22 protein-coding genes and 1 pseudogene are annotated in these 23,234 nt (G+C 47.3%); 11 read left to right on the top strand and 12 right to left on the bottom strand.

Annotation, left to right across the window (positions count from 1 at the left end; genetic code table 11):
• Positions 1–139: 139 nt before the first annotated feature.
• The 4 genes from kdgT to ACVC9U_RS22260 all read right to left on the bottom strand — a co-directional run bounded on the left by kdgT (position 140) and on the right by ACVC9U_RS22260 (position 3,913).
• Complete coding sequence (gene kdgT / locus ACVC9U_RS22275) at positions 140–1,123, bottom strand: 2-keto-3-deoxygluconate transporter (RefSeq protein WP_075751513.1); 984 nt, start codon at positions 1,121–1,123, stop codon at positions 140–142.
• Positions 1,124–1,208: 85 nt separating this feature from the next.
• Positions 1,209–1,823: a bifunctional 4-hydroxy-2-oxoglutarate aldolase/2-dehydro-3-deoxy-phosphogluconate aldolase gene (locus ACVC9U_RS22270; protein ID WP_075751514.1), complete on the bottom strand. Its 615-nt coding sequence runs from the start codon at positions 1,821–1,823 to the stop codon at positions 1,209–1,211.
• 5 nt (positions 1,824–1,828) lie between these two features.
• Positions 1,829–2,794: a sugar kinase gene (locus ACVC9U_RS22265; RefSeq protein WP_075751515.1), complete on the bottom strand. Its 966-nt coding sequence runs from the start codon at positions 2,792–2,794 to the stop codon at positions 1,829–1,831.
• 102 nt (positions 2,795–2,896) lie between these two features.
• Positions 2,897–3,913: a LacI family DNA-binding transcriptional regulator gene (locus ACVC9U_RS22260; protein WP_075751516.1), complete on the bottom strand. Its 1,017-nt coding sequence runs from the start codon at positions 3,911–3,913 to the stop codon at positions 2,897–2,899.
• A 255-nt stretch (positions 3,914–4,168) separates the two neighbouring features.
• Between ACVC9U_RS22260 and kduI the strand changes: the two genes are divergently transcribed.
• Entirely contained in the window at positions 4,169–4,996 is an 828-nt protein-coding gene (kduI, locus tag ACVC9U_RS22255; RefSeq protein ID WP_020453163.1) for a 5-dehydro-4-deoxy-D-glucuronate isomerase, read from the top strand.
• Positions 4,997–5,011: 15 nt separating this feature from the next.
• Positions 5,012–5,776, top strand: coding sequence for a 2-dehydro-3-deoxy-D-gluconate 5-dehydrogenase KduD (gene kduD, locus ACVC9U_RS22250; protein ID WP_075751517.1), 765 nt, complete (start codon positions 5,012–5,014; stop codon positions 5,774–5,776).
• A 43-nt stretch (positions 5,777–5,819) separates the two neighbouring features.
• Here the strand turns inward: kduD and ACVC9U_RS22245 are convergent, their stop codons facing one another.
• A complete protein-coding gene (locus ACVC9U_RS22245) occupies positions 5,820–6,953 on the bottom strand; it encodes a zinc-dependent alcohol dehydrogenase (protein WP_075751518.1) in 1,134 nt (377 codons plus the stop codon).
• A 141-nt stretch (positions 6,954–7,094) separates the two neighbouring features.
• Between ACVC9U_RS22245 and ACVC9U_RS22240 the strand changes: the two genes are divergently transcribed.
• Entirely contained in the window at positions 7,095–7,232 is a 138-nt protein-coding gene (locus tag ACVC9U_RS22240; protein WP_167564563.1) for a hypothetical protein, read from the top strand.
• 51 nt (positions 7,233–7,283) lie between these two features.
• On the opposite strand, the gene ACVC9U_RS22235 is transcribed toward ACVC9U_RS22240, so the two are convergent.
• A complete protein-coding gene (locus tag ACVC9U_RS22235; protein ID WP_441391555.1) occupies positions 7,284–8,657 on the bottom strand; it encodes a sugar porter family MFS transporter in 1,374 nt (457 codons plus the stop codon).
• A gap of 298 nt (positions 8,658–8,955) precedes the next feature.
• Here ACVC9U_RS22235 and ACVC9U_RS22230 point away from each other — a divergent pair, with 298 nt between their 5' ends.
• Positions 8,956–9,912 carry an LCP family protein gene (locus ACVC9U_RS22230; protein ID WP_003185816.1) on the top strand — a complete coding sequence of 319 codons (957 nt, stop codon included), beginning with the start codon at positions 8,956–8,958 and terminating at the stop codon, positions 9,910–9,912.
• A gap of 189 nt (positions 9,913–10,101) precedes the next feature.
• Positions 10,102–10,962: a Cof-type HAD-IIB family hydrolase gene (locus tag ACVC9U_RS22225; protein WP_441391553.1), complete on the top strand. Its 861-nt coding sequence runs from the start codon at positions 10,102–10,104 to the stop codon at positions 10,960–10,962.
• 50 nt (positions 10,963–11,012) lie between these two features.
• Here the strand turns inward: ACVC9U_RS22225 and ACVC9U_RS22220 are convergent, their stop codons facing one another.
• The 5 genes from ACVC9U_RS22220 to pgsB form a co-directional block, all read right to left on the bottom strand.
• Positions 11,013–12,257: a C40 family peptidase gene (locus ACVC9U_RS22220; protein ID WP_003185824.1), complete on the bottom strand. Its 1,245-nt coding sequence runs from the start codon at positions 12,255–12,257 to the stop codon at positions 11,013–11,015.
• A gap of 456 nt (positions 12,258–12,713) precedes the next feature.
• Positions 12,714–12,881, bottom strand: coding sequence for a hypothetical protein (locus ACVC9U_RS22215; RefSeq protein WP_003185826.1), 168 nt, complete (start codon positions 12,879–12,881; stop codon positions 12,714–12,716).
• Positions 12,878–14,047, bottom strand: coding sequence for a CapA family protein (locus tag ACVC9U_RS22210; protein ID WP_069500817.1), 1,170 nt, complete (start codon positions 14,045–14,047; stop codon positions 12,878–12,880). The genes ACVC9U_RS22215 and ACVC9U_RS22210 overlap by 4 nt, the downstream gene beginning before the upstream one ends.
• A gap of 19 nt (positions 14,048–14,066) precedes the next feature.
• The gene (pgsC, locus tag ACVC9U_RS22205; RefSeq protein ID WP_441391550.1) at positions 14,067–14,516 is read right to left on the bottom strand and encodes a poly-gamma-glutamate biosynthesis protein PgsC; all 450 of its coding nucleotides are present in this window, start codon (positions 14,514–14,516) and stop codon (positions 14,067–14,069) included.
• Positions 14,517–14,531: 15 nt separating this feature from the next.
• Entirely contained in the window at positions 14,532–15,713 is a 1,182-nt protein-coding gene (pgsB, locus tag ACVC9U_RS22200; protein WP_069500818.1) for a poly-gamma-glutamate synthase PgsB, read from the bottom strand.
• Between the two features lie 819 nt (positions 15,714–16,532).
• On the opposite strand from pgsB, the gene ACVC9U_RS22195 reads away from it, so the two are divergent.
• The 6 genes from ACVC9U_RS22195 to rbsB are packed head-to-tail and all read left to right on the top strand — an operon-like array spanning position 16,533 to position 22,201.
• Complete coding sequence (locus ACVC9U_RS22195; protein WP_020453172.1) at positions 16,533–17,513, top strand: LacI family DNA-binding transcriptional regulator; 981 nt, start codon at positions 16,533–16,535, stop codon at positions 17,511–17,513.
• Positions 17,514–17,515: 2 nt separating this feature from the next.
• Positions 17,516–18,397, top strand: a complete 882-nt coding sequence (gene rbsK, locus ACVC9U_RS22190) for a ribokinase (protein ID WP_075751521.1) — start codon at positions 17,516–17,518, stop codon at positions 18,395–18,397.
• Entirely contained in the window at positions 18,394–18,789 is a 396-nt protein-coding gene (gene rbsD, locus ACVC9U_RS22185) for a D-ribose pyranase (protein ID WP_017473880.1), read from the top strand. The genes rbsK and rbsD overlap by 4 nt, the downstream gene beginning before the upstream one ends.
• A 37-nt stretch (positions 18,790–18,826) precedes the next feature.
• Entirely contained in the window at positions 18,827–20,308 is a 1,482-nt protein-coding gene (locus ACVC9U_RS22180) for a sugar ABC transporter ATP-binding protein (protein WP_075751522.1), read from the top strand.
• 1 nt (position 20,309) lies between these two features.
• A complete protein-coding gene (gene rbsC / locus ACVC9U_RS22175; RefSeq protein WP_075751523.1) occupies positions 20,310–21,272 on the top strand; it encodes a ribose ABC transporter permease RbsC in 963 nt (320 codons plus the stop codon).
• 14 nt (positions 21,273–21,286) lie between these two features.
• Positions 21,287–22,201 carry a ribose ABC transporter substrate-binding protein RbsB gene (gene rbsB / locus ACVC9U_RS22170; protein ID WP_020453176.1) on the top strand — a complete coding sequence of 305 codons (915 nt, stop codon included), beginning with the start codon at positions 21,287–21,289 and terminating at the stop codon, positions 22,199–22,201.
• 18 nt (positions 22,202–22,219) lie between these two features.
• Here rbsB and ACVC9U_RS22165 read toward each other — a convergent pair.
• Positions 22,220–23,130: pseudogene (locus tag ACVC9U_RS22165) on the bottom strand (LysR family transcriptional regulator).
• Positions 23,131–23,234: the final 104 nt, after the last annotated feature.

Genomic DNA, 23,234 nt, shown 5'->3' with positions numbered 1-23,234 from the left:
TAGTGTTTGTTCATCCAACAGACACTATATATTGATATTAGCACAGATTATGTTCGTCAAATTTAGCAATTTGGTGACGTTTCAAAAACGGTCATAAAAAAACGCCCCGGACAAATGTCCCGGTGCGTCAGCGGCGAAATTACTTGTAATCGATCGTCATTTGTTTCGGAGGTTTTCTTTGTCTTGTCCGTTTTTCGATCCAGACGGTTGCAAGCGGCGTCAGGAGCGAGGTGACAATGACGCTTGTCGCGATGATCGCGGTCGCTGAATCAGCCACCGGCGCAAACATGGGGTTTGCATCGGCAAGCGCATACGGCACGGCTACCGCAGCCCCGGCCGTTGATGATGCCGCGACGCCCGCGACGCCGTCTCCTCTTGCGACAAAGCGGTCCAGCAGGTATAGAGAAGCACCCGAGAGAACGACGACTGATACGCCGACAACAATGCCTAAAAGGCCGGATTGGATCAACATTTTAAAATCGAGCGTGTTTCCCAATGAAAATGCGAAGAATGGAATGATCGCCGGTACGACTTTTCCGAACAAATCGCGCAATTCAGGGTCAAGGTTTCCGAGAATGCAGCCGAGTAAAAACGGGATGACGGTTGCAGCCAGCGTCTCCCAGGGAAATGCCGCGAGCCCTGTCACACCGAAAGTGACCATCGTCATAAACGGGCCCGATTCCGTGCTGATAAAGGCGAAAGCACCGGCGTCTTCCTTTCTTCCCATATGGTTCATTAACGCTAAATACAGACCGCCGTTCGTTTCATTCATAACGGCTACAATAGCAAGCACTGACAGTCCGGCAAAAAACCCGCTTTGAATGCCTTCGTCTGGAATGAACTGCGCTGCGATCAAACCTAATAATGCGGCAATGACGACTTTGCCGATCAGAAGCGTCAGTCCCTTCCTCGCAATATATCCTGAAGAACGAAAATCTATTGTTGCACCAACGCAAAAGATAAATACTCCTAAAATCGGCAGCGTTCCGGTAATCAGGGCGCCTGTAAATCCGCCGAAAAACTCCGCAGTTCCCGGAGCAAACGTATTCAGCGTTGCGCCCAGAAAGAGCGGAATGATCATCATGCCGCCCGGCACACGTTCAATCGTTGCTTTAATTTTCATCATTTTTTCTCCCATTCTAGAAATTAATGAAAAAGCAAAGCTGTCGATCTTGCAAAATCTGAAGTCTTTTCACGCTGCGCACGCTTTAATTCTGCCGAATCCGCCGCTGAAAGATACGCTGGAGATCCGCTTCTGACACTTTGTTCAGCTGGCTTCCCACTCCAACTGCCAATGCTCCGGCATCGAGCCATTTCTCCACATCGCCCGGATGGATCCCGCCTGTTGGTATGAATCGAACCTTCGGAAAGGGGCCGGCGAGGTTTTTCATGTAAGGAATCCCGGAAGTCCCCCCTGGAAACAGCTTAAGAACCCGAAAACCCTTTGAGACCGCTTCCATAATTTCGCTCGGTGTTAATACGCCGGGAATAAAAAATGTATGCAATGAGGCGGCTTCCTCAGCCAATTTTTCCGAAAAGCCCGGACTGACGATGAATTTTGCCCCCGCTGCCGCGGCTTCCCTCGCCTGTTCGCTTTCAACCACCGTTCCGGCTCCGACAAGAAGGCCGTCTTTTCCTGCAAATTTTTCAATCAGCTCAGACGCTCCCGGCGTCGTATATGTGATTTCAATCGCAGTAATTCCTTTGTCGACCAATCTGTGAATGCTTTCCTCAGCAGCTTCCTTACTGCCTGCGCGGACGACCGCGATCAGCCCGGCCCCGGCCAGCTGTTCTTGCACTTTTCCGATCATAGACATTTCCATTACGGTCAACCTCCTGTTTTTTGGTTGTTTACCTCTATAGCCATAAAAGCTTTCAATTGATCCCTTGACGGCAGACCGTCCATATCACCCGGAGCCATGACGGCCAGCGCTCCGATCGCATTTGCCCTCTGAACTGCTTCTTCCAGCGGCAATCCGTCTAATAGACCGCTGATCATACCGACGGCAAAACCGTCACCAGCGCCAACGGTATCAACAACCTTCTTCACCTGATAACCCGGTACATAACCCTCTTTGTCATGTGTCCGGTAATAAGCTCCCTCTTTTCCAAGCTTGATGACAATTACCTTGACCCCCTGCATCACATAATATTTAGCGATATCCTCGGGAGAATTGCAGCCTGTCAGGAGTTTTCCTTCATTGATCCCAGGCAGAAACCAGTCTGCCTGCGCGGCGATCTCATTAATCGTGTGAACCATTGTCTGCTGGTCCGGCCAAAGCTGGAAGCGGAGATTCGGGTCAAACGAAATCGTCTTTCCGTCTTTTTTCATCTGGTGAACGGCGTGGCGGGCGAAGCCCCGCATTTCCCTTGAAAGGGCAGGAGGTATGCCTGTCACATGCATATGTTTGGCTCCTTTGAAATAATCTGCCGGGTAGTCATCAATGCTCATCGTGCTTGCGGCTGATCCGCTGCGGTAATACGTGACATCAGGATCCCCGCTTTCAACCTTTGACTTGAGCAGGATGCCTGTCTGCCGGTCTGCACTGCGTTTGACTTCAGAGATGTCGACGCCTTCTTTTTTCAATTCATTTAAAATAAAAGTTCCAAGCGAATCGGCGCCGACCTTGCTCATCCAGCCGACTCGAAAGCCCAGGCGCGACAGTCCGACGGCAACGTTTGTTTCCGCTCCGGCAAGAGCCTTGGAAAACGAAGAAGCCTCATCCAGTCCGCCTGTTTCATTTGCGTAAAACATAGCCATCGATTCTCCGAATGTCATCACATCAAGCGACATGATTTCACACTCCTTTCGAAATGGTACCGGTTTCAAAAAAAGTTGCAGAAAAACACTCTCCCCTAAATTATCGGGTGTATGAGTGTTTCCATTTGACGAGTTCTACAGCGACTGTCTGAGAACAAGCTCCGCCTCAAGCTGAATCGTCTGCGGAGCACTTTCATCTCCTTCAATCCGTTTGATGATCCGCTCCATGGCGGCCCTGCCCATTTCATGCGACGGCTGGGCGATGGTCGTAATGCCCGGACCGATCAATTTATACCATTCCGTATCATCAAATCCGGCAATTCCGACGTCTTCCGGAATTGAGATGCCAAGCTCATAAAGGCAGCTGATAATTTTCAGCATCAGAAGCCCGTTGTTTCCAAGAATGGCTTTTTTCCCTTCTTTCATTTCCAAAAAGCTTTTGACGGACTGTAAAAGAGATTCTTTGTCCTTTACATCTGCCTCATATACAAGGGGATTGCCGCCGGCATTGCGTTGAAGCGCGATTTCTGTATAGGCGGAAACCCTTTCCTCCCTTGGACTGATCCCTTTAATCGGCTCGGTAAACAGACCGACCTGGGCATAGCCTTTGTCATACATGAGATTGACGATTTGACTTGTCACTTCGCGGTTGTTCGTTGTAACTGTATCGATCTTGAGCCCGGGCACTTTCCGGTCAACGAGCACAATCGACACATCCTGGCTGATTAAATCCATGAGCACATCGTTGTTTCTTCCCGTTGTATTCATAATCAGCCCTTCAATGTAATGCGCGTTCAGCTTGTGCAGCATCTCCCGTTCTTTTTCAGGACTGTTGTCCGTGTTGCAGACCATGATGCTGTACCCGTACTGATCGCAAACCTCTTCCACCCCTCTCAAGGTGGCAACTGAAAACGGGTTTGTAATATCCGCGACCAAAAATCCGATAACCTTGCTTTTTTTCACCTTCAGCCCCTGCGCCATCTGACTGGGGCGGTAATGAAGCTCCTCGATTGCTTTTTTGATGCTTTTCACCTTTTTCGGTGAGATGGCATCAATCTTCCCGTTGATATAACGGGAAACCGTTGATTTTGATACGCCTGCATGTGCGGCTACTTCATTGATGGTTACTTTCGCTGTTTGCTTATCCTTCATTCAAGTACTCCTATGACCTTATGATTTGAAACCGATTTCAAAAACTTTATACCATCAGCATATCACATCATTTAAAATTTGGAAGAGTATTTTTAAATTTTTCAAGATTGAGCTTGACAATATTCAGAAAAAAACGAAAAGACTGTTGACGGTTTCCATTATTTACTTTAGAATTCATGTTTGAAACCGTTACCAAAAACTTTGGGCCCTTCATTCAAGTTAGTCTAAAAACGTCCAATTCAAGGAGGAGAAGGTATGGAAAATCGTTATTCTGTTCATCCAGAACAAGCGAAACGATTCACAACCGCAGAGCTTCGTGAGCATTTTTTAATAGAGTCATTGTTTGTTGAAAACAAACTGAACATGGTGTATTCGCATGAAGACAGAGTCGTGATCGGCGGGGCTGTTCCAGTGAAGGAGTCCATCGCGCTCGATGCCGGTGATTTTTTAAAAACGGACTATTTTCTGGAACGGCGCGAAATCGGGATTGTGAATGTCGGCAAGCCCGGTGCGGTCAAAGTCGGTGATGAAGAATACGTACTGGAGCACAAAGATTTTCTTTATATCGGCCTGGGAAATAAAGACGTTTCCTTCTCAAGCTTGAATGAAGGCGGAGCCAAGTTTTATTTCATCTCAGCGACGGCACATCAAAAGTATCCGGTGCAAAAAGCTTCGCTTTCAGAGCTTCCATACGATCATTTAGGAGAAGAAGCCTCTTCAAATGTCCGCAATCTATACAAAGTGATTCACGCAGATGGCATCCAAAGCTGCCAGCTGATGATGGGCATTACGTTTCTTGAACCCAATAACACATGGAACACGATGCCGGCGCATGTTCATGACCGGCGGATGGAGGCTTATCTGTATCTTGACCTTGCTGAAGATGCAAAGGTGTTTCATTTCATGGGCGAACCGACGGAGACAAGGCATCTTGTCGTCGGCAACGAACAGGCAGTCATTTCACCCGCGTGGTCTGTCCACTCGGGCTCAGGCACATCCAACTACTGCTTTATATGGGCGATGGCCGGAGAAAACTACACATTTAAGGACATGGATGCTGTCCCGATGAATGTCATACGGTAAGGGCGTGAACGTGAGATGGGATATCTTGAATCGTATTTTTCACTTGAAGGCAAAACGGCGCTTGTCACAGGCCCGGGAACTGGAATCGGCAAAGGAATTGCCGAAGCGCTGGCAAAAGCGGGAGCGGATATCATCGGCACTTCACATACGAGCGGACTTGATGAAACAAAGCGGCTGATCGAAGAAGCCGGCAGAGCGTTTACATCTTATCAGCTTGATATGGGCAGCCTTGACGAGGTGGAGGCCTTTGCAAAAGAGGTGCTTGACCGTCATCAGATTGATATTCTCGTCAATAATGCCGGGACGATCCGCAGAGAAAAAGCGGCTGATTTTTCCCGGGAGAACTGGGAAGCGGTGATCAATGTCAATTTGAACAGCTTATTTTTGCTGACGCAGGCTGTCGGCCGGCAGATGATTGAGCGAAAGCAGGGGAAAATTATCAATATTGCCTCGCTTCTTTCATTTCAAGGAGGCATTCTCGTCCCTGCATATACGGCAAGCAAGCATGCAGTAGCCGGATTGACGAAGTCTTTTGCCAATGAATGGGCGGCGTACAATGTCCAGGTCAATGCAATTGCGCCGGGCTATATCGCAACGAACAATACAAAGCAGATCCGCGAGGACCAAAACCGCAATGCCGAAATCTTAAAACGGATTCCGGCCGAGCGCTGGGGTCAGCCGGATGACATTGCCGGCGCCGCCGTATTCCTTTCGGCGCCGGCGTCCGATTATGTGAATGGACATGTGCTGGCGGTCGATGGCGGATGGCTGGCAAGATAATGCGCCGAAAAGGCTGCCGGTAGCTCGGCAGCCTTTATCATCGCTATGGCTTCAAAATCACTTTAATGCAATCATCTTCATGGCCGTTGAACAATTGGTAAGCGCGGCCGGCTTCTTCAAGCGGAAGCTGATGCGTAATGATTTCCTTCGGATCAAATTGATTCTCTTCGATCTTCTTGTAAATCTTAGGCATCAAATGGATGACCGGGGCCTGCCCCATTTTCAGCGTAACATTTCTGGAAAAGAACGCGCCGAGCGGAAACATATTATAATTGCTTCCATATACCCCCGTAATCTGTACGGTCCCGCACTTTCTGACTGCCTTTGTAGAAATTTGAATCGGTCCGAGCGTGCCGCCCTGAAGCTTCAGTTTTTGCTCCAGATACTCAAGCGGAGATTTTTTGCCGTCCATCCCCACGCAGTCGATCACGACATCCGCCCCGCCTTTTGTAATCTCCTTTAAATGCTCGCCCATGTCAGGATATTTTGTAAAGTCAAATACTTCGACGCGGTTTAACGCTTCAGCCTGCCTTAGACGGTAGTACAAGTAGTCTACTGCAATAACCCGCTTCGCCCCTTCCATCCAGGCAAACTTCTGCGCCATTAATCCGACCGGTCCGCAGCCGAGGACAATGACGGTGTCTCCCTTTTTGACGCCAGCGTGAAGCACACTCCAATACGCGGTTGGCAGGACGTCTGATAAAAACAGGAGAGACTCGTCCTCCATCTCGCATGATTCAGGGATGACAAACGGCGTGAAGTTCCCAAACGGCACTTTTAAATATTCGGCCTGTCCGCCAGGGTGGTTTCCGAACTTTTCCGAGTAGCCGAAATATCCGCCTGAATCATAATGGGGATTGGCATTATCGCACTGGCTTTCCAGCTTGTTTTCGCAATAAAAGCAATGTCCGCATGCAACGGTAAACGGGATGACGACCCGGTCCCCTTTTTTCACTTTTGTTACATCAGGTCCTGTTTCTTCTACAATTCCCATCGGTTCATGGCCAAGCTGGAAGCCTTTCGGAAGAGGAAAATTCCCTTGATAAAGATGGAGGTCTGATCCGCAAATCGCCGTAGAAGTAATTCTGACTACGATATCATCGCTTTTTTCAATTTTGGCGTCCTCCACCTGGCTGACTTCAACATGCTGAGGCCCTTGAAACGTTACAGCTTTCAAATCGTCACACTCCCATTATCGTTCAGTTGACTTTAGTGTGAGATAAACCCGGGTTCTTATTCAGTTTTTTAAACAAACGTTTCATTAACCGTCATGCAGAGCGGCCATGATTCATACATAGAAGAAAACGGAGGTGTTGGGATGCTGCTGCAAATACTAGTCGGAGGGCTGGTTGTTTTCGTTATTTTCTTTCTCGTGTTTCGGGCGATCAGAACGGGTAATCTGCCGCGCCATGACGATTCGCAGCCAGAAGACGGAGAAAACAGAGATCAGCTATGATCGGCTGGCCTCCTCACACAAAAAAGGATGGGGCCATACCCATCCTTTTGCCTATCGTTCTATCGGCTGCGTGTCAGTTCCCGTGATTCCGCCGTGCCTGTTCCGTAAATCCTGCTCGATTTCTTCAAGGCTTTTGCCTTTTGTTTCTGTTACTTTAAAGAAAACGAACAGGAAGGCCGCGATTCCGATGGCCGCATAGCACAGGAACAGGTAACTGATGCCCATCGCTTCCATGAGGACCGGAAAACTCAATGTCACAATTAAGTTCCCTGCATGAAGCATTAAAGTCGATACTCCGGTTCCCACCCCTCTGACATGAAGGGGGAACAGCTCAGGCAGCATCACCCAGACGATCGGCCCCCAGCTGACGGCAAATACGACGATAAACACACCTAAACAGATGACAGTCGTCCATGCCGCACCAGCGGTATTGCCAAAAAAGATATTGGTGAAAGAAAGCACGATCAAACTGATGACCATGCCGGCATTTCCAAATAATAAAAGCGGCTTCCGGCCAATCCTGTCAATAAAGCGGATCGCCACAAGCGTCATCAGAACATTGACCGTACCGATGCCGACTGTCCCCAAAATGGCTGCCGAATCTTCAAATCCGACATTCGTAAACGTTTTTGGGGCATAGTAAATAATCGTGTTGGTTCCAATAAATTGCTGGAGAAACGCCAGTCCGACTCCTGCGATTAACGCCGGGCGCACCCACGGTTCCAGCAGCTCTTTCAAGCCCCCCTGATCCTGCTTTTCCGCTTCCTTAATTTCTTTGACTTCCTGGTCGACCTGCTTTCCTCCCCTCATCTTGGACAAAACCCGTCGCGCTTTCTCTTCTTTTCCTTTTGTTAAGAGCCAGCGCGGGCTTTCCGGCATGAAAAAGATACCGATTAAAAGGCCGATTGACGGAATAAGGGCCAATCCCAGCATCCAGCGCCATGCGCCTGCATCACTAAATGCATAGTTGATCAAATAAGAGAGCAGAATCCCGATCGTAATCATCAGCTGATTTAATGAAGAAAGCGCGCCCCGGGATTCCTTCGGAGCAAGCTCTGAAAGGTACAAAGGAACGATGGTCGTTGAACAGCCGACTGCAAGGCCGAGCACGATCCTGAAAGCCACCATATATTCCGTGCTTGGCGCCAGGGCCGTTCCGAGCCCCCCGATGCAATACAGCACAGCCGCTGACATAATCGCCCTTCTTCGGCCGAAGCGGTCTGTCAGCCTGCCTGACAAACCCGATCCGAAAATCGCCCCGATTAATATTGCGCTGACAACCAGCCCTTCTGTAAAGGCATTGAGCCCAAGTTCATCTTTCATAAACAAAATCGCCCCGGAAATGACGCCTGTATCATAACCGTAGAGCACACCGCCCAAGGCTCCAAAAAAATAAAGCCAGGCATTCGATCTTTTTCCCTTCATCACAGTATATCCTCCTCCAAGGCTCGTCTTTTATAACCTTTAACCTTGTCTTGCTTTCTTCAAACCTCTAGAAACTCGGAGTACCATTAAAAGGAATTTAAAAATATGAAACATTTTATCTGTTATATCGTCTTATTATAGGCGGCAAAATGATCAGTCCCGCGGAATTTCCAGAGAATCCCCATATGCAAAACAGCAAATATATTGTAAAATCCAAGATTGGGAAACTATTTTTTATTAAAATTTAGACTTATTCAACAATTGTACGTTTCAATATAAATAAAAGAGGAGCTTATACATGCTACGATCGCAGCGAACGAAGAAAAAGAGACTAAGAAAATGGGTGAAATACTCACTGTTTTTCATTGCCTTAATCCTGACGGCGACGGCAGCCGCAGGCGGCTATGCGTACTATAAAGTGGCGAACGCCTCCAAAGATGCGCAAGTCACCCTTTCCAGAGGTGAACAGTCCGTCAAGCGGATTAAAGAGTTCAACCCTAAAAAAGATAACTTCTCCATCCTGTTGATGGGGATTGATGCCCGTCCCGGACAAAGCATGGACAAAGAACGAAGCGATGCGATGGTTCTTGCCACGTTCAACAGAAAAGACAAATCGGTGAAACTATTGAGCATCCCGCGGGATTCCTATGTCAACATCCCCGGACGCGGCTACGATAAAATAACGCATGCCCACTCATTAGGCGGGCGCGACCTCAGTACAGAAACCGTCGAAAACCTGCTCGACATTCCGGTTGATTACGTCATGGAAGCCAATTTTTCAGCTTTCAAGGAAGTAGTTGATGAACTCGGCGGTGTACCGATCACGATCAAAGAAGACTATATTGTCCGGCAGATTAAAAAGGATACGAAAGGCAAAGTCAACCTTCAAACAGGCGAGCAGACGCTGGGCGGAGAAGAAGCCCTCGCTTATGTAAGAACGAGAAAAGCCGATACGGACTTGAAGCGCGGCGAGCGCCAGATGGAAGTCATCAAATCGATTATCAACAAATCCAAATCGCTTACTTCCATTCCGGCTTACGACGATATCCTTGATACAGTCGGAAAGAACGTATCGATGAACTTGTCGCTGAATGATGCAATCGGACTGATCCCGTTTATGACGTCCATTCAAACGGTCGATACCCTTCAATTGAAAGGGAGCGATTATCAACCGGGCAAAGTCTACTATTTCCAGCTTGATCAGGAAAACCTCAACGAAATTAAGCAGGAATTAAAACAGCAGTTAGATGTATAATTAGAAAAAGGATGAATCATATTCATCCTTTTTCTGTTTTAATGAAACTCAATATTTACTATTGAAAAAATCTAAATTTAGGTTTAGCCTTTTACATAACATGTCCTTTTAGGGAATACTGCCGAAGAGAGCTGTTTTTCGCCTCACGAAAAACGGCAAACTGCTCTTACAGGAGGTTATCTTTACATAATGAGATTAATTGCGATCGATTTAGACGGGACTCTTTTAAATATCGAAAGCAAAATATCCGCAGAAAACCGGGCCGCTATCAAAAAGGCGCTCATTTCAGACTGCATCGTAACCATTTGCACGGGACGGGCCACATTTGACGTAAAAGCGCTTCTGAACGATTTGGATATTCCGATTATCGCTGCAAACGGGGGAACGGTCCACGATTTCAACTATAAACTCCTAAGCAGAACGCTAATGGACAAGGAAGCGGGAAAAAAGGCCGCCCAATACTTAACAGATCATCAAATCTATTTTGAGGTTTATACGGACGATGCGCTGCTTTCTCCTTTTGACGGAGAACAGAAACTTAAAGCAGAGCTCGATATCGTCACAAGCGCCAACCCTGATGAAGACAGGGATACGCTTTGGCAAGGCGCACTGACTCAGTTTAAACAATTCGGCATCAAACCCGTCCCCGACATTCGCGAGATTTTTAACGGAGACGAACATATTTATAAGCTGTTGTGCTTCTCATTTGATATGGAAAAGCTGAAGAAAGCAAAAGATGATCTTTCTGCCTTTCCAAAACTGGGACTCACTTCTTCCGGAAGACATATCATCGAGATTCTGCCTGATGAATCCGGCAAAGGCCGCGCTTTAAAAGAGCTGGCCCGCCACTATGGAATCGAGAAAAAAGACATCTACGCGATCGGCGACAGCCCGAACGATCTGTCAATGTTTGAGGAAGCCGGCCATCGGATCGCGATGGGCAATGCAATCGATGAGCTAAAGCATATCAGCACCTTTATCACGAAAAGCAATGACGAAAACGGCGTCGCTTATTTCATTAACAAACTGCTGGAAAATGAATATCAATAAATAAGAAAACCGCTCGAGTCCATCTTCGAGCGGTTTTTTTGCTGTTTCTGCTACTCAATTCTGACGCTTCCGGCGTATTTATCTTTCCAATAGGCGCTCGTCTCCATATCTGCTGTCGTTACACCGGCAGACAAGGTGACAAGAACGACCTGGCCGTTTCCGATATAGATGGCGGGATTCATAACAGTGGTTCCTTTAAAGAAGACGATGTCTCCAGGCTCAAGCTCCTGTTTGGTAATTTTCTTACCCGTGCTGTATTGTTTGTCAGCATACCTCGGAAGCTCCACTCCTGCCGCCGTTTTGTAGACATATTGGATAAACCCAGCCGTATCAAAGCCTTCTTTAGGCGATGTGCCGCCTTTTTGATAACCGACTTCGCCGATATGCCTGATGGCTTCGGATACAATCGGATTTTTTGGCAGGGACATGTTATCAAAACGTCTGACTCCTGTGAACTTCTTCTGCCAATAGGAAGCCGACAAGTAGGATATCGTCACTTTATTTGAACGGCTCGCATGGATAAACCGCCCGCCCCCGGCATAGATGCCGTTATGGGATATTCCCGGTTTGTACGTATTGCTGAAAAACAAAACATCACCCGGCCGGATATCTTCAAGCTTCACCTTTTGACCGACAGCCCATTGCTGTTCAGCCGACCTTGGCAAATAAACGCCGAGCACCTCTCTGAAGACGTATTGGGTCAACCCCGAACAGTCAAATCCGAGATCCGGAGAGTTGCCTCCAAATACATAAGGAACACCGACATAGCTTTTTGCTTTTTGAACGACAGGATCCATCGAAATCTCAGGCTCTTTTGTGATCCTTTTCGCTTTAAAATACCCCGAGCTCCAGTAAGAGCTGCCTTCAAGCTTTGTCACGACAACCCCGTTTGATTTTGTGCTGTGGATGATTTGATCATTTCCCAAATAGATGGCGACATGGGTCGGTCCGTCCGATTCCAGCTCGGCATTCTTGAAAAAGACAAGGTCCCCCTTTTCGAGCTGCTGACGGCCGACACTGCTCCCAAGAGTCGATTGTTCCTTTACCGTTCTCGGAAGCGTAATATCGAGCGATTGAAACACATATTGCACAAAGCCTGACGAGTCAAACCCCGTTTTCGGCTTCTCTCCGCCGTAGCTGTATTTCGCACCCTCAAGCTGTCTGGCAGTTTCCGCTATTTTCTCGCCGATCGTATCGGCGCGTACATCATTGTGATTCGTTAAAAATAAAGACATCCAAAGCACCGCAATTCCACAAAACAAAACCAACTTTTTGTTTGCCGCTTTTTTTATCAATTGATCTGTTCCTCCTCTTCTTTCCTCTTTCATCGTCATTCAACTGGGATATTTAAAGGACTTTTTTTGCATGTACAGCAGCGTCATAGCGAGAAGAAACGCTCAGCACAGCATGATCAGCTTTTTCACCTAAGCGCGGATTAAAAAGATGAAGGGAAATATTCTAAAGAGGTCATGAACATGAGGTGCGGTTCCCATCCCGAATTGGTAAGGTGATGCATTTTCAAATTTTGCTTCAGTCGAAATTTGTCAGTTTTTATTCCCTTCAAAAGAATACAATAAACATGAACCCCAAAACCATGTATATATCCTCCTGATTTTCTATAAAACTTTATACACTGACCGGTTAAGAAAATTGTCGTGTTTCCCTTTCAAACCGGCCGCTTTTCACAGGTCTTTTATAACCGGGATCAGCACACAAATAAGAGAGCGCCGGCGGCACTCTCTTTTGCACTGTTATTGCTTGTTTTCTGTTGTTTGATCCTGCTGATTCACTTTTTGGATCTCCGTAGAGATTTTAGCTTTTTCATCGTTTGACAATTCATCAGAATACTTGAAAGCAGACATGAATGCAATGATCAAAACTAAACCTACGAACGGCCAAATGGCTCTGACAAATTTCATTTGTTCACCACTCCGTTTTTATTATTTTTCAGCTTTTCCGCATGATCGACTTCAAACGTTAATTTTCCGTTCTCTTCTTTCCAGTCGAGGTTTGTTCCTTTTGTCAATTGACGGAAGATCGCTTTTCGTTTTAAGAAGTCGCTCTTGCCTAAAGGCGTCGGCGTTGCTTCGCGAATGTTGAGAGGCGTTACCTCAAAGCGCCCTTTGCCGTCATTCATTAAATGGTATTGTACAAGCGCGCTGTCCCGTGTTCTTGACCAGCCCTGATCAAATACAAAGTTGCCGAGGCTGTAGAAAATCACAGTACCGTTATACACTTCGATCGGTTCGAGAACATGGGGATGAGCGCCGATGATGACATCTGCTCCGGCATCTGCAATCGCCTTGGCCAGATCCTTCTGTCTGTCGTTCGGTTCATTGTCATATTCTTGTCCCCAGTGCACATGGACAAGGACAAGATCCGCTTTTTTCGATGCTTCCGCAATCATTGGAATAAAGATTTTCGGACTGAGCGGCAGCACTCCGCCTCTGTTCTTTTTGGCTGTAAAGTTCTTTGTGTAGACGTCTGTAAAACCGAGCGTTGCAATTTTTACGCCGTTCACATTCTGATAGGATACGTGCTGTTTCGCGTCTTCAAGATTATTTCCTGCTCCGACAAGCTCCAGATTCTCATTTGAAAATTTATTGAGCGTATCCTTCAAACCGTCTTCCCCGTAGTCCATCGCATGGTTGTTGGCAAAATTCAGTACGCTGAAGTTCAGCTTTTTCAATGTTTCGACTGATTCTTGATTCGTTTGCAGATGGATGTTCTTTTCTGCCTCTTGATAGTCCTTTGCATTGGTTACAGGGTTTTCAAAGTTTCCTGTGATAAAATCTGACACATTAAAGTACGGCTTCACATTTTTGAAGACACTTTCCGAACCGTGCAAGTTTGTCACTTTTTCTACGTTTCTTCCCATCATGATATCGCCCACAAAAGTAGCTGTAAGCTTGGCATCTTCTTTTTTGTCCATTTGCGAAGGAGTTTTGGCGCTTCCGACCCAAGTAAAGACAAACATTAAACAGAAAATAACGGGCAATACGATAAAGACGTGCTTGTTTGTTTTCTTTTTCTCCTGCTTCGTAAGCTTCAGCAGTTTTTCCTGAAAGTTCAGTTGTTTTTTCATCGATTTGACACACCTAACTTTAGATTAGATAGTAAGCATACATAATGACGAATGTTGCTCCGCTCAATAAAAGCGTACTTCCAAGCGTAATCGTTAATCCCTGTCTTTGAATGGTATTCGCGATCAGCCCCGGCACGATAATTCCGATTCCCCTGAATTCGGCAATCTCAAACGGCATCACCGGATATATAAAATCAAAACCGATTTTCAAAAGAATTCCCGCAATCAGCATCGCTGCGAATTTTCTGCGTCCATATAGAATCATAATTTTGGAAAGTCCGAATTTCACGATGACATACGTCAGCAAACTGACAAAAAGAACGAGCAACATGAAAATCGGCTGATTGAACACAAGTCCCAAATAACCCGGTACGACGAGGCCGGCTGGTACAATTCCCGTTTTCTCTGCAAAAATCAAACTGAGTAAGACTCCTAAAATGAGGGCGATATATAAATCTGATCCAAACATTGTGTTTTCTTCCTCCTAGCTAACGAGCTGCTTAATCTTGTAATCTTGTATTTTTTCAATGAGAGGCTCCGCTGCTCCGTGGATATTTCCGACTCCGTAAATGACGCGGCCCTCAAGCTTGTTTTTCAGCATGAACATGATTTCTTCCGTTGATTTGTGCTCAAAATCAAACAGCTTGTCCGCAGGAATTTTGCCTGCTTCATATGCTTTGACGATCGGCTCTGTTGTTTCTCCAATCAGCACAAGTTCACTTGCTTCAATATAAGGAAGGACATCTTCCGCAAACTGCTGTGTTCTGTCTACCCTGTCGGCGCGGCAGTTCATAATGACGATCGGCTGATCCGTAGGATAGCCTATTTCTTTTACACGCTTCCATATGTTTAAAGTCGAAGCTGCGTCATTGGCCGCAAAACCGTTGACGAAATGTCCGGGGTTTTTGGCGTTCATCAGCGGCAGAATTCTCATGGCTCCCGGATCAGGCGGCGCATTCAGCATGCCTTTAAAGGCGGTTTCTTCGTCAATGCCCAACGCTTGAGCTACACCGAGCGCAAGAGACGCATTATCAGGGAATACCATGTACTCAAACTGTCTGAGGTATTCATCTGTTATTTTAGAATTGTCTGCGACGATGACTTTTGTGTTCCTTTCTTTTGCAATTTGCTTAAAGAAATCGGTATACTGACTATCAGTAATAACCAAATGTCCATTATAAGGAATGGTTGCTGTGAATGCTTCTGCGATTTCATCCAAAGTCGGTCCCATCACATCCATGTGATCCTCCAGCACGTTCACGATCACGCCGATATTAGCCTGAAGCAATTCTTCCTGAAAGATGATTTGGTAATCAGGATTAACGGCCATGCACTCACTGACAATCGCATTGGCCCCTCTTTCCACCGTTTCTTTCATAACCTCCTTCTGCTCTCCGATATTCGGCCCTTGCGGCTTTCTTTTGATCGGCTTCTCTTCCGGTGTGTCCCAATAAATCATCCTTGCGTCTGTCCCGGTTGTTTTTCCTACTGTTTTGTAGCCTGCCTCGATTAATATCCCTGTTGTTAATCTTGTCACCGTGGACTTTCCGCGTATCCCGTTGATGTTCACTCGGACAGGCAGCGCATCGATGTTTTGCTGGTGGCGCCTTTTTTCATAAATGCCGATCCCAACAACGATCACACAGGCTAATAGCATTACCCACATTGTTTGTCTACATCTCCTTCTTGGAATCTGATATGTAAATTCATTCATCAGTATATAGGTTCACTATGAAATCACAATCGGCATTATGTAACAGAAGACGACGAAATTTTCCGTGACAAAGATCACCTAGTCCGAGTCAATAATGCCTATCTTTTTATTGATATTTTTGGTAATCGAAAGTTCTTAATTCCTATCAGTTTTTTGTCAGCGTTTTAAGTATGCGCTTTCAAAATTCGACATTATGATTTTTGTACTTTTCTCCCTATTTCTGATGAAAGATTGAAGGATGGATTCAGGGTCTCTTTTTCCCCCGGCTGAAATCCCCTATAAATGGGATGTCAACCGGGATATCCCCTTTCTTTTTGTATTTTCGCTCTTTTCCAACAGGTTAAAAAGTCACCAATATTCCCTCTTCAAAACAAATGCGTCCTATGACAATCAGATCACCTATTAAAAAATGAAAATCTCTTTAAGCATAAAGCGGGATTCATTAACAAATCCAAATTTTTTGTGAGCCGTTCGATTCACCTTATTTCTTTAGATTTTAGGTTAAAATCCTAAGATTTAAAAAGCCATTAATTTTTTTCAACGATAATTCATCAAACTTTAACATTTTTAATTTTTCTTATTATTCTCATTGTTACTGTAGTCGCCAATTTATGCCGAATGAAGGTTATTTTCTATTCAACATACTTGTATATGTCTCTATATCCCAACCCGGCTAAAAATTTTAGCGCCCGGACTTTTTTATTGAGATTTTAAAAGGATCATGATAATCTTTATGTAAACGGTTACATAAATGGAGAGGAGAAGTCTTTTTTGGCTACGATTAAAGACGTCGCACTTGCTGCAAAAGTATCTGTCGCTACGGTTTCCCGGGTATTAAATGAGACGGGATACGTCCATGAAGACACGAGGACACGCGTGTTAAAAGCGATGGAAGAACTGAATTACCACCCGAATGAAGTGGCCAGGTCTCTCTATAAAAGGGAGTCCAGACTGATCGGACTGCTGCTGCCGGATATCACAAACCCGTTCTTTCCTCAGCTTGCGCGCGGCGTTGAAGATGAGATCCACCGCCTCGGCTTTCGGCTCATCTTCGGAAACAGCGATGAAAATTTGGAAAAAGAGCTTGATTATTTGCAGACGTTTAAACAAAATCATGTGGTCGGAGTCATTTCAGCGACCAATTATCCGGATGCGCCAAATTATCAAGACTTGTCCATGCCGATTGTCTTCCTTGACCGGACGGGCGAGAATGCGCCGGCTGTATTCGCGGACAGCCGCGAAGGCGGCAGAATCGCTGCGGCTGAAATGGTCAGGAGAAACGCGAAACGAATTACGCTGATTAAAGGACCGGCCCACCTTCAGACTGCAAGAGACCGTTTCAACGGAGCGCTGGAGATGCTAAGCGGTGCCGATATCGATTTTCATGTTATGAAAACCGAGACATTTTCATTTCCGGAAGCCCAAAAACGGGCAGCGGAGCTGTTTGCCTCCTATCCGGAAACAGACGGCGTAATCGCAAGCAATGACATTGTGGCGACAGCCGTTTTGCATGAAGCCTTAAAACGGAAGATCAAAGTTCCCGACGAACTGCAGATTATCGGCTTTGATGACATTCCGCAAAGCGAATTGCTTTTCCCCTCTTTATCAACGATCAGGCAGCCCGCCTATGAAATGGGAAAAGAAGCGGCAAAACTGCTGCTGAGATTAATGAAAAATGAATATATTGAACAATCGGCAGTGCAGATGCCGGTTGCCTTTATTGAAAGACAAACGACAAGAAAGGCGGAATGACAATGAGTAAAATATGTGTGATTGGCAGCTCTTCGATGGATTTAGTTGTGACATCGCCTAAGCGGCCGGCTGCCGGAGAAACGGTGCTTGGCGAATCTTTTAAAACGGTTCCGGGCGGAAAAGGCGCCAACCAGGCAGTGGCTGCGGCCCGGCTTGGTGCAGAGGTCCATATGATCGGCTGCGTCGGCGATGATCATTACGGAAAAGCCATCCTCGACAATTTTCAAGCGAATGGTGTTTTGACAGACTATGTGGAACCGGTTACAGGTCAGGAAAGCGGCACCGCACATATCGTTCTCGCAGACGGCGACAACAGTATTATCGTCGTCAAAGGGGCAAATGACCATGTCACACCTGAATACGTTCAAAAAGCGCTGCCTGCGATTAAACAGGCAGACATCGTTCTGATTCAGCAGGAGATTCCGGAAGAAACCGTCGATTATGTCAGCGGACTGTGCAGCTCACTCGGCATTCCTCTCCTGCTGAATCCGGCACCAGCTCGTCCGCTTCGCCCGGAAACGGTCGAACTTGCGGCCTACATTACGCCAAACGAGCATGAAGCTTCGGTACTGTTTCAGGGCATGTCCCGGGAGGAAGCGTTAAAGCGCTATCCGGAAAAGCTGTTCATCACAGAAGGAAAAAACGGAGTCCGCTATCACAATGGTCTGGAAGAAAGGATCGTCCCTTCATTCCCTGTCAATGCAATTGATACGACGGGAGCCGGAGACACCTTCAATGCGGGATTGGCCGTTGCGCTTTCCGAAGGACAAAGCATCGAATCTGCCTTGCGCTTTGCGAACCGGGCGGCTTCCCTCTCGGTTTTGAAATTCGGCGCGCAAGGCGGCATGCCGAAACGGGATGAAGTGGAGCGTGAATTGTCATGAAAAAACACGGGATTTTAAACAGCCATATCGCAAAATTACTGGCCGATCTCGGACATACCGACACCGTCGTCATCGCGGACGCCGGCCTGCCCGTTCCTCCCGGCGTCCCCAAAATCGATCTTGCGCTGACATTGGGTACGCCCGGATTTCAAGAGGTCACAAAGCTCATCGCCGATGAAATGGCCGTCGAAAAAGTGACGGCAGCCGAAGAAATAGAAAGCGTCAATCCCGGTCAAGCCGCATTTTTAAAAGCTGAATTTTCAAACCAAAAAATTGACTATATCCCGCACGAAGCATTCAAAAAAGCGACGAGCCACGCAAAAGCGGTCATTCGCACAGGGGAAGCAACACCTTATGCAAATTGCATCTTGCACGCGGGAGTGATCTTTTAGATGTTTACATTCTACATCTGGAAAGAAGGGATAGCCCATGCATATTAAAATGAAGGACATTTATAAAGCTTTTGGCCAAAACCAGGTGCTGTCCGGCGTTTCTTTCGAACTTCAGGAAGGTGAAGTCCACGCTTTAATGGGAGAAAACGGCGCCGGAAAGTCGACACTCATGAATCTGTTGACTGGACTTCACAAGCTGGACAGCGGAACGATCGAAATCGACGGAAAAGAAACGTATTTTTCAGATCCAAAGAAAGCCGAACAGAACGGCATTGCCTTTATCCATCAGGAGCTGAACATTTGGCCTGAAATGACCGTATTGGAAAATCTGTTTATCGGCAGAGAGCTTTCTTCCAAACTTGGATTTTTAAATAACAAGAAAATGAAAGCGCTAGCAAAAGAGCAGCTTGAAAGACTCGGAGTCTCGATTTCTCTTGAAAAAGAAGCCGGAGACTGTTCCGTCGGCCAGCAGCAAATGATCGAAATCGCAAAAGCCCTTATGACAGACGCGAAAGTGATCATCATGGATGAACCGACGGCAGCGTTGACAGAAAGAGAAATTGAAAAACTGTTCGGCGTCATTAGAGCATTAAAGAAAAACGGCGTCTCCATCGTCTATATATCCCACCGCATGGAAGAAATCTTCACGATTTGCGACCGGATCACGGTGATGCGCGACGGAAAAACGGTCGACACGAAACGGATTCCCGACACCAACTTTCATGAAGTGGTGAAAAAGATGGTCGGACGGGAGCTGACCGAACGCTATCCTGAAAGACAGCCAAATCCGGGACGCGTCGTTCTCGAAGTCAAGCAGGCATCCAAAAAAGGCGTCTTCCAAAATATCAGCTTTACCGTCCGCTCCGGCGAAATCGTCGGGATTTCAGGACTGATGGGTGCCGGGCGCACCGAGCTGATGAGGGCGATTTTCGGGCTCGATCCGCTTGATTCGGGAGACATTTTCATCGAAGGCAAAAAAGCGACGCTCAAAAAACCGAGCGATGCCGTTCAAAAAGGAATCGGTTTTATTACTGAGAACCGCAAGGATGAAGGACTTGTGCTCGACACGTCCATCAGGGAAAATATCGCCCTTCCGAATCTCGCCAGCTTTTCACCGAAAGGATGGATTGACAAAAAAAGCGAGCAGGAATTTGTCGACCTTCTGATCAAGCGGCTGACGATCAAAACGAAATCGCCGGAAACCCACGCGCTAAACCTTTCAGGAGGGAACCAGCAAAAAGTGGTCATCGCCAAATGGATCGGAATCGGTCCTAAAGTGCTGATTTTGGATGAGCCGACGCGAGGCGTCGATGTCGGCGCGAAAAGGGAGATTTATCAGCTGATGAACGAGCTGACAGACCGCGGCGTCGCGATCGTCATGGTCTCTTCAGAGCTCCCCGAGATTCTCGGGATGAGCGACCGCGTGCTTGTGATCCATGAAGGAACGCTAAGCGGTGAGCTATCAAGAAATGATGCCACGCAAGAACGAATTATGACACTCGCTACAGGAGGGCGGTAACATGAAAACTCAACCGGCTGTGAAAAAAAGCCTTAATGTCGATTCTGTAATGCAAAAGCTCGGTCCGTTTCTCGGCCTGATTATTCTCGTCGTCATCGTATCAGTATTAAACCCGAGCTTTTTAGAACCGTTAAATATTTTAAACTTGTTAAGACAAGTCGCCATTAATGCGCTGATCGCGTTCGGCATGACCTTTGTCATTTTGACCGGCGGAATCGACCTTTCCGTCGGAGCGATTTTGGCGCTGTCGAGCGCATTGATCGCCGGCATGATCGCCGGCGGCATCGATCCTGTTTTTGCCGTCATCATCGGCTGCCTGATTGGAGCCCTGCTCGGCTTGGTCAACGGGCTGTTAATCACGAAGGGCAAAATGGCCCCGTTCATCGCAACACTTGCGACAATGACGATTTTCCGCGGATTGACGATGGTTTACACAGACGGCAATCCGATTACAGGGCTCGGCAATCACTACGGCTTCCAGCTTTTCGGACGCGGCTACTTTTTAGGCATCCCCGTCCCTGCGATAACTATGGCGGCCGCCTTTATCATCCTCTGGGTGACCCTTCACAAAACGCCTTTCGGCCGCCGCACGTATGCAATCGGCGGAAATGAAAAAGCGGCCCTGATCTCGGGCATTAAAGTTCCGCGCGTCAAAATGATGATTTATTCTCTTGCCGGCCTATTATCCGCGTTGGCTGGAGCCATCTTGACGTCACGGCTAAACTCAGCCCAGCCGACGGCAGGCACTTCCTACGAACTCGACGCCATTGCCGCGGTCGTATTAGGCGGTACAAGCCTTGCCGGAGGAAGAGGACGAATTGCCGGCACACTCATCGGCGTGCTCATCATCGGAACGTTGAATAACGGCTTGAACCTGCTTGGCGTCTCTTCCTTTTTCCAAATGGTCGTCAAAGGTGTCGTCATTTTGATCGCAGTCCTGCTGGACCGCAAGAAATCCGCTTAAGGAGGGCTATACTGATGAAAAAAACATTAACGGTTTTCACCGCATTGGCGCTTCTGTTTCTGTCCGCCTGCTCGCTGGAGCCGCCGGAATGGGCAAAGCCAAATAAAGAAAAAGGAACCGATATCAAAATCGGTTTATCTGTCTCGACTTTGAAAAACCCGTTTTTCGTTTCATTAAAGAACGGAGTTGTCAAAGAAGCAAAAAAACAAGGGATTGAAGTGATTGTCGTCGATGCACAGGATGATTCAGCAAAGCAGACGAATGATGTCGAAGATCTTCTGCAGCAAGGCGTTGACGCTTTATTGATCAATCCGGCCGACTCCTCCGCCATCTCAACGGCAGTCCAATCGGCCAATTCGCTTGGCATTCCGGTCGTCACCCTTGACCGCTCCGCCGAAAACGGAAAAGTAGAAACGCTCGTCGCTTCAGATAACGTAAAAGGCGGGCAAATGGCAGCGGACTTTATCGTACAGCAGCTCGGCAAAGGCGCAAAAGTGGCTGAACTTGAAGGCGTCCCCGGTGCATCGGCAACAAGGGAACGGGGCTCAGGGTTTCATAAGACCGCTGATGACAAGCTGAATGTGATCGCCAAGCAAACAGCCGACTTTGACCGGACAAAAGGGTTGAACGTTATGGAGAACCTTCTTCAAGGAAATCCTGATATTCAAGCGGTTTTCGCCCATAATGACGAAATGGCGCTCGGCGCGATTGAAGCGATCAGAAGCTCAGGGAAAGAGATACTTGTCGTTGGCTTCGACGGCAATGAAGATGCGGTTAAAGCGGTTCAGGCCGGAGATATGTCGGCCACGATCGCCCAGCAGCCTGAATTGATCGGCAAGCTCGCCGTACAAGCGGCCCGCGATATTTTGAACGGCAAAAAAGTTGAAAAAACGATACCCGCACCGCTCAAACTGGAAACGAAAAAGTAACTACAAAATCAGACCTCTTCATAAATGGAGGTCTGATTTTTTTTTGGCCATCTCCATAAAAGCTTTTGCCGCCCGGCTCAAATAGCATGTTTCCGGATAAGCAAACACAAGCGTCCGGGACGGATCGGATTGCAAAGGAACATCCGCATGACCATCCGGGGCACGACCGTGACCCCCATTCCGTGTTCAACGAGAGATTGGGCGGTTTCAATGCTGCTTGTTTTGAAGGTCACTTTCGGTTGAAACCCTTCCTCCGCACATAAATCAAGTACCATTCTACGGAAGCCGTAGCCTTCTTTTAATAAAATAAACGGCACATCCTCGGCCGTTTTCAAAGCAAGGGGGTTTTTTTCGGCATTCGACCGGACCGAAATGATGAGCTTCCGCAATTGGCCGGTCATCCAGCTCTCCCTTTCATTTGGAATCGCCAAAAAAAGCGGCTCGGTCAGTATCGGCCGGATCGCGAGCCTGTCATTTTCAATCGGCAAAGGGAGAATCGACAGGTCCACCGATCCGTTTTCCGTCATTTTTTCCAATGCCGCCGGCGAGTCTTCTATCTGCTGAACCTGTACGTTCGGATGCTTTTTCAGAAAGGCTTTCAGGAGCGGCGGAAGAAGATACCCTCCCGTGACAGCGGGAACGCCGATCGATAATTCCGTCCCCATTTCCTCGAGCTGATCGCGCATTTCACACAGCAGTTCATCTCTTGACCGCAAAATATCCTGCGCTTTTCGGATGAAGCGCATCCCTTGAGGAGTCGGCGAGACCCCCTCTCTGTTTCTGTAAAACAGCGGAAAGCCGAGCTCGCTTTCCAGCTTTTTTATTTGCTGGCTCAGTGAAGGCTGAGCGATATGCAGGCTGGCAGCCGCCTTTGTAAAACTGCCTTTTTTGAAAATCTCTGCCGCGTATTCAAAAAGTCTCATATCCAATTCCCGCACCCCCATAGTTTCCGCCTATCATTTTCAAACATTTTATATCTTAGACTGATGGCTGTCGACTCCCCTAATATAAATACATAGCCGATAGGAGGATG

The sequence above is a fragment of the Bacillus sp. GM2 genome, assembly GCF_056155945.1.
Note: the sequence above shows the minus strand (reverse complement) of the source record. Positions and strands in the feature narration are given on the sequence as shown.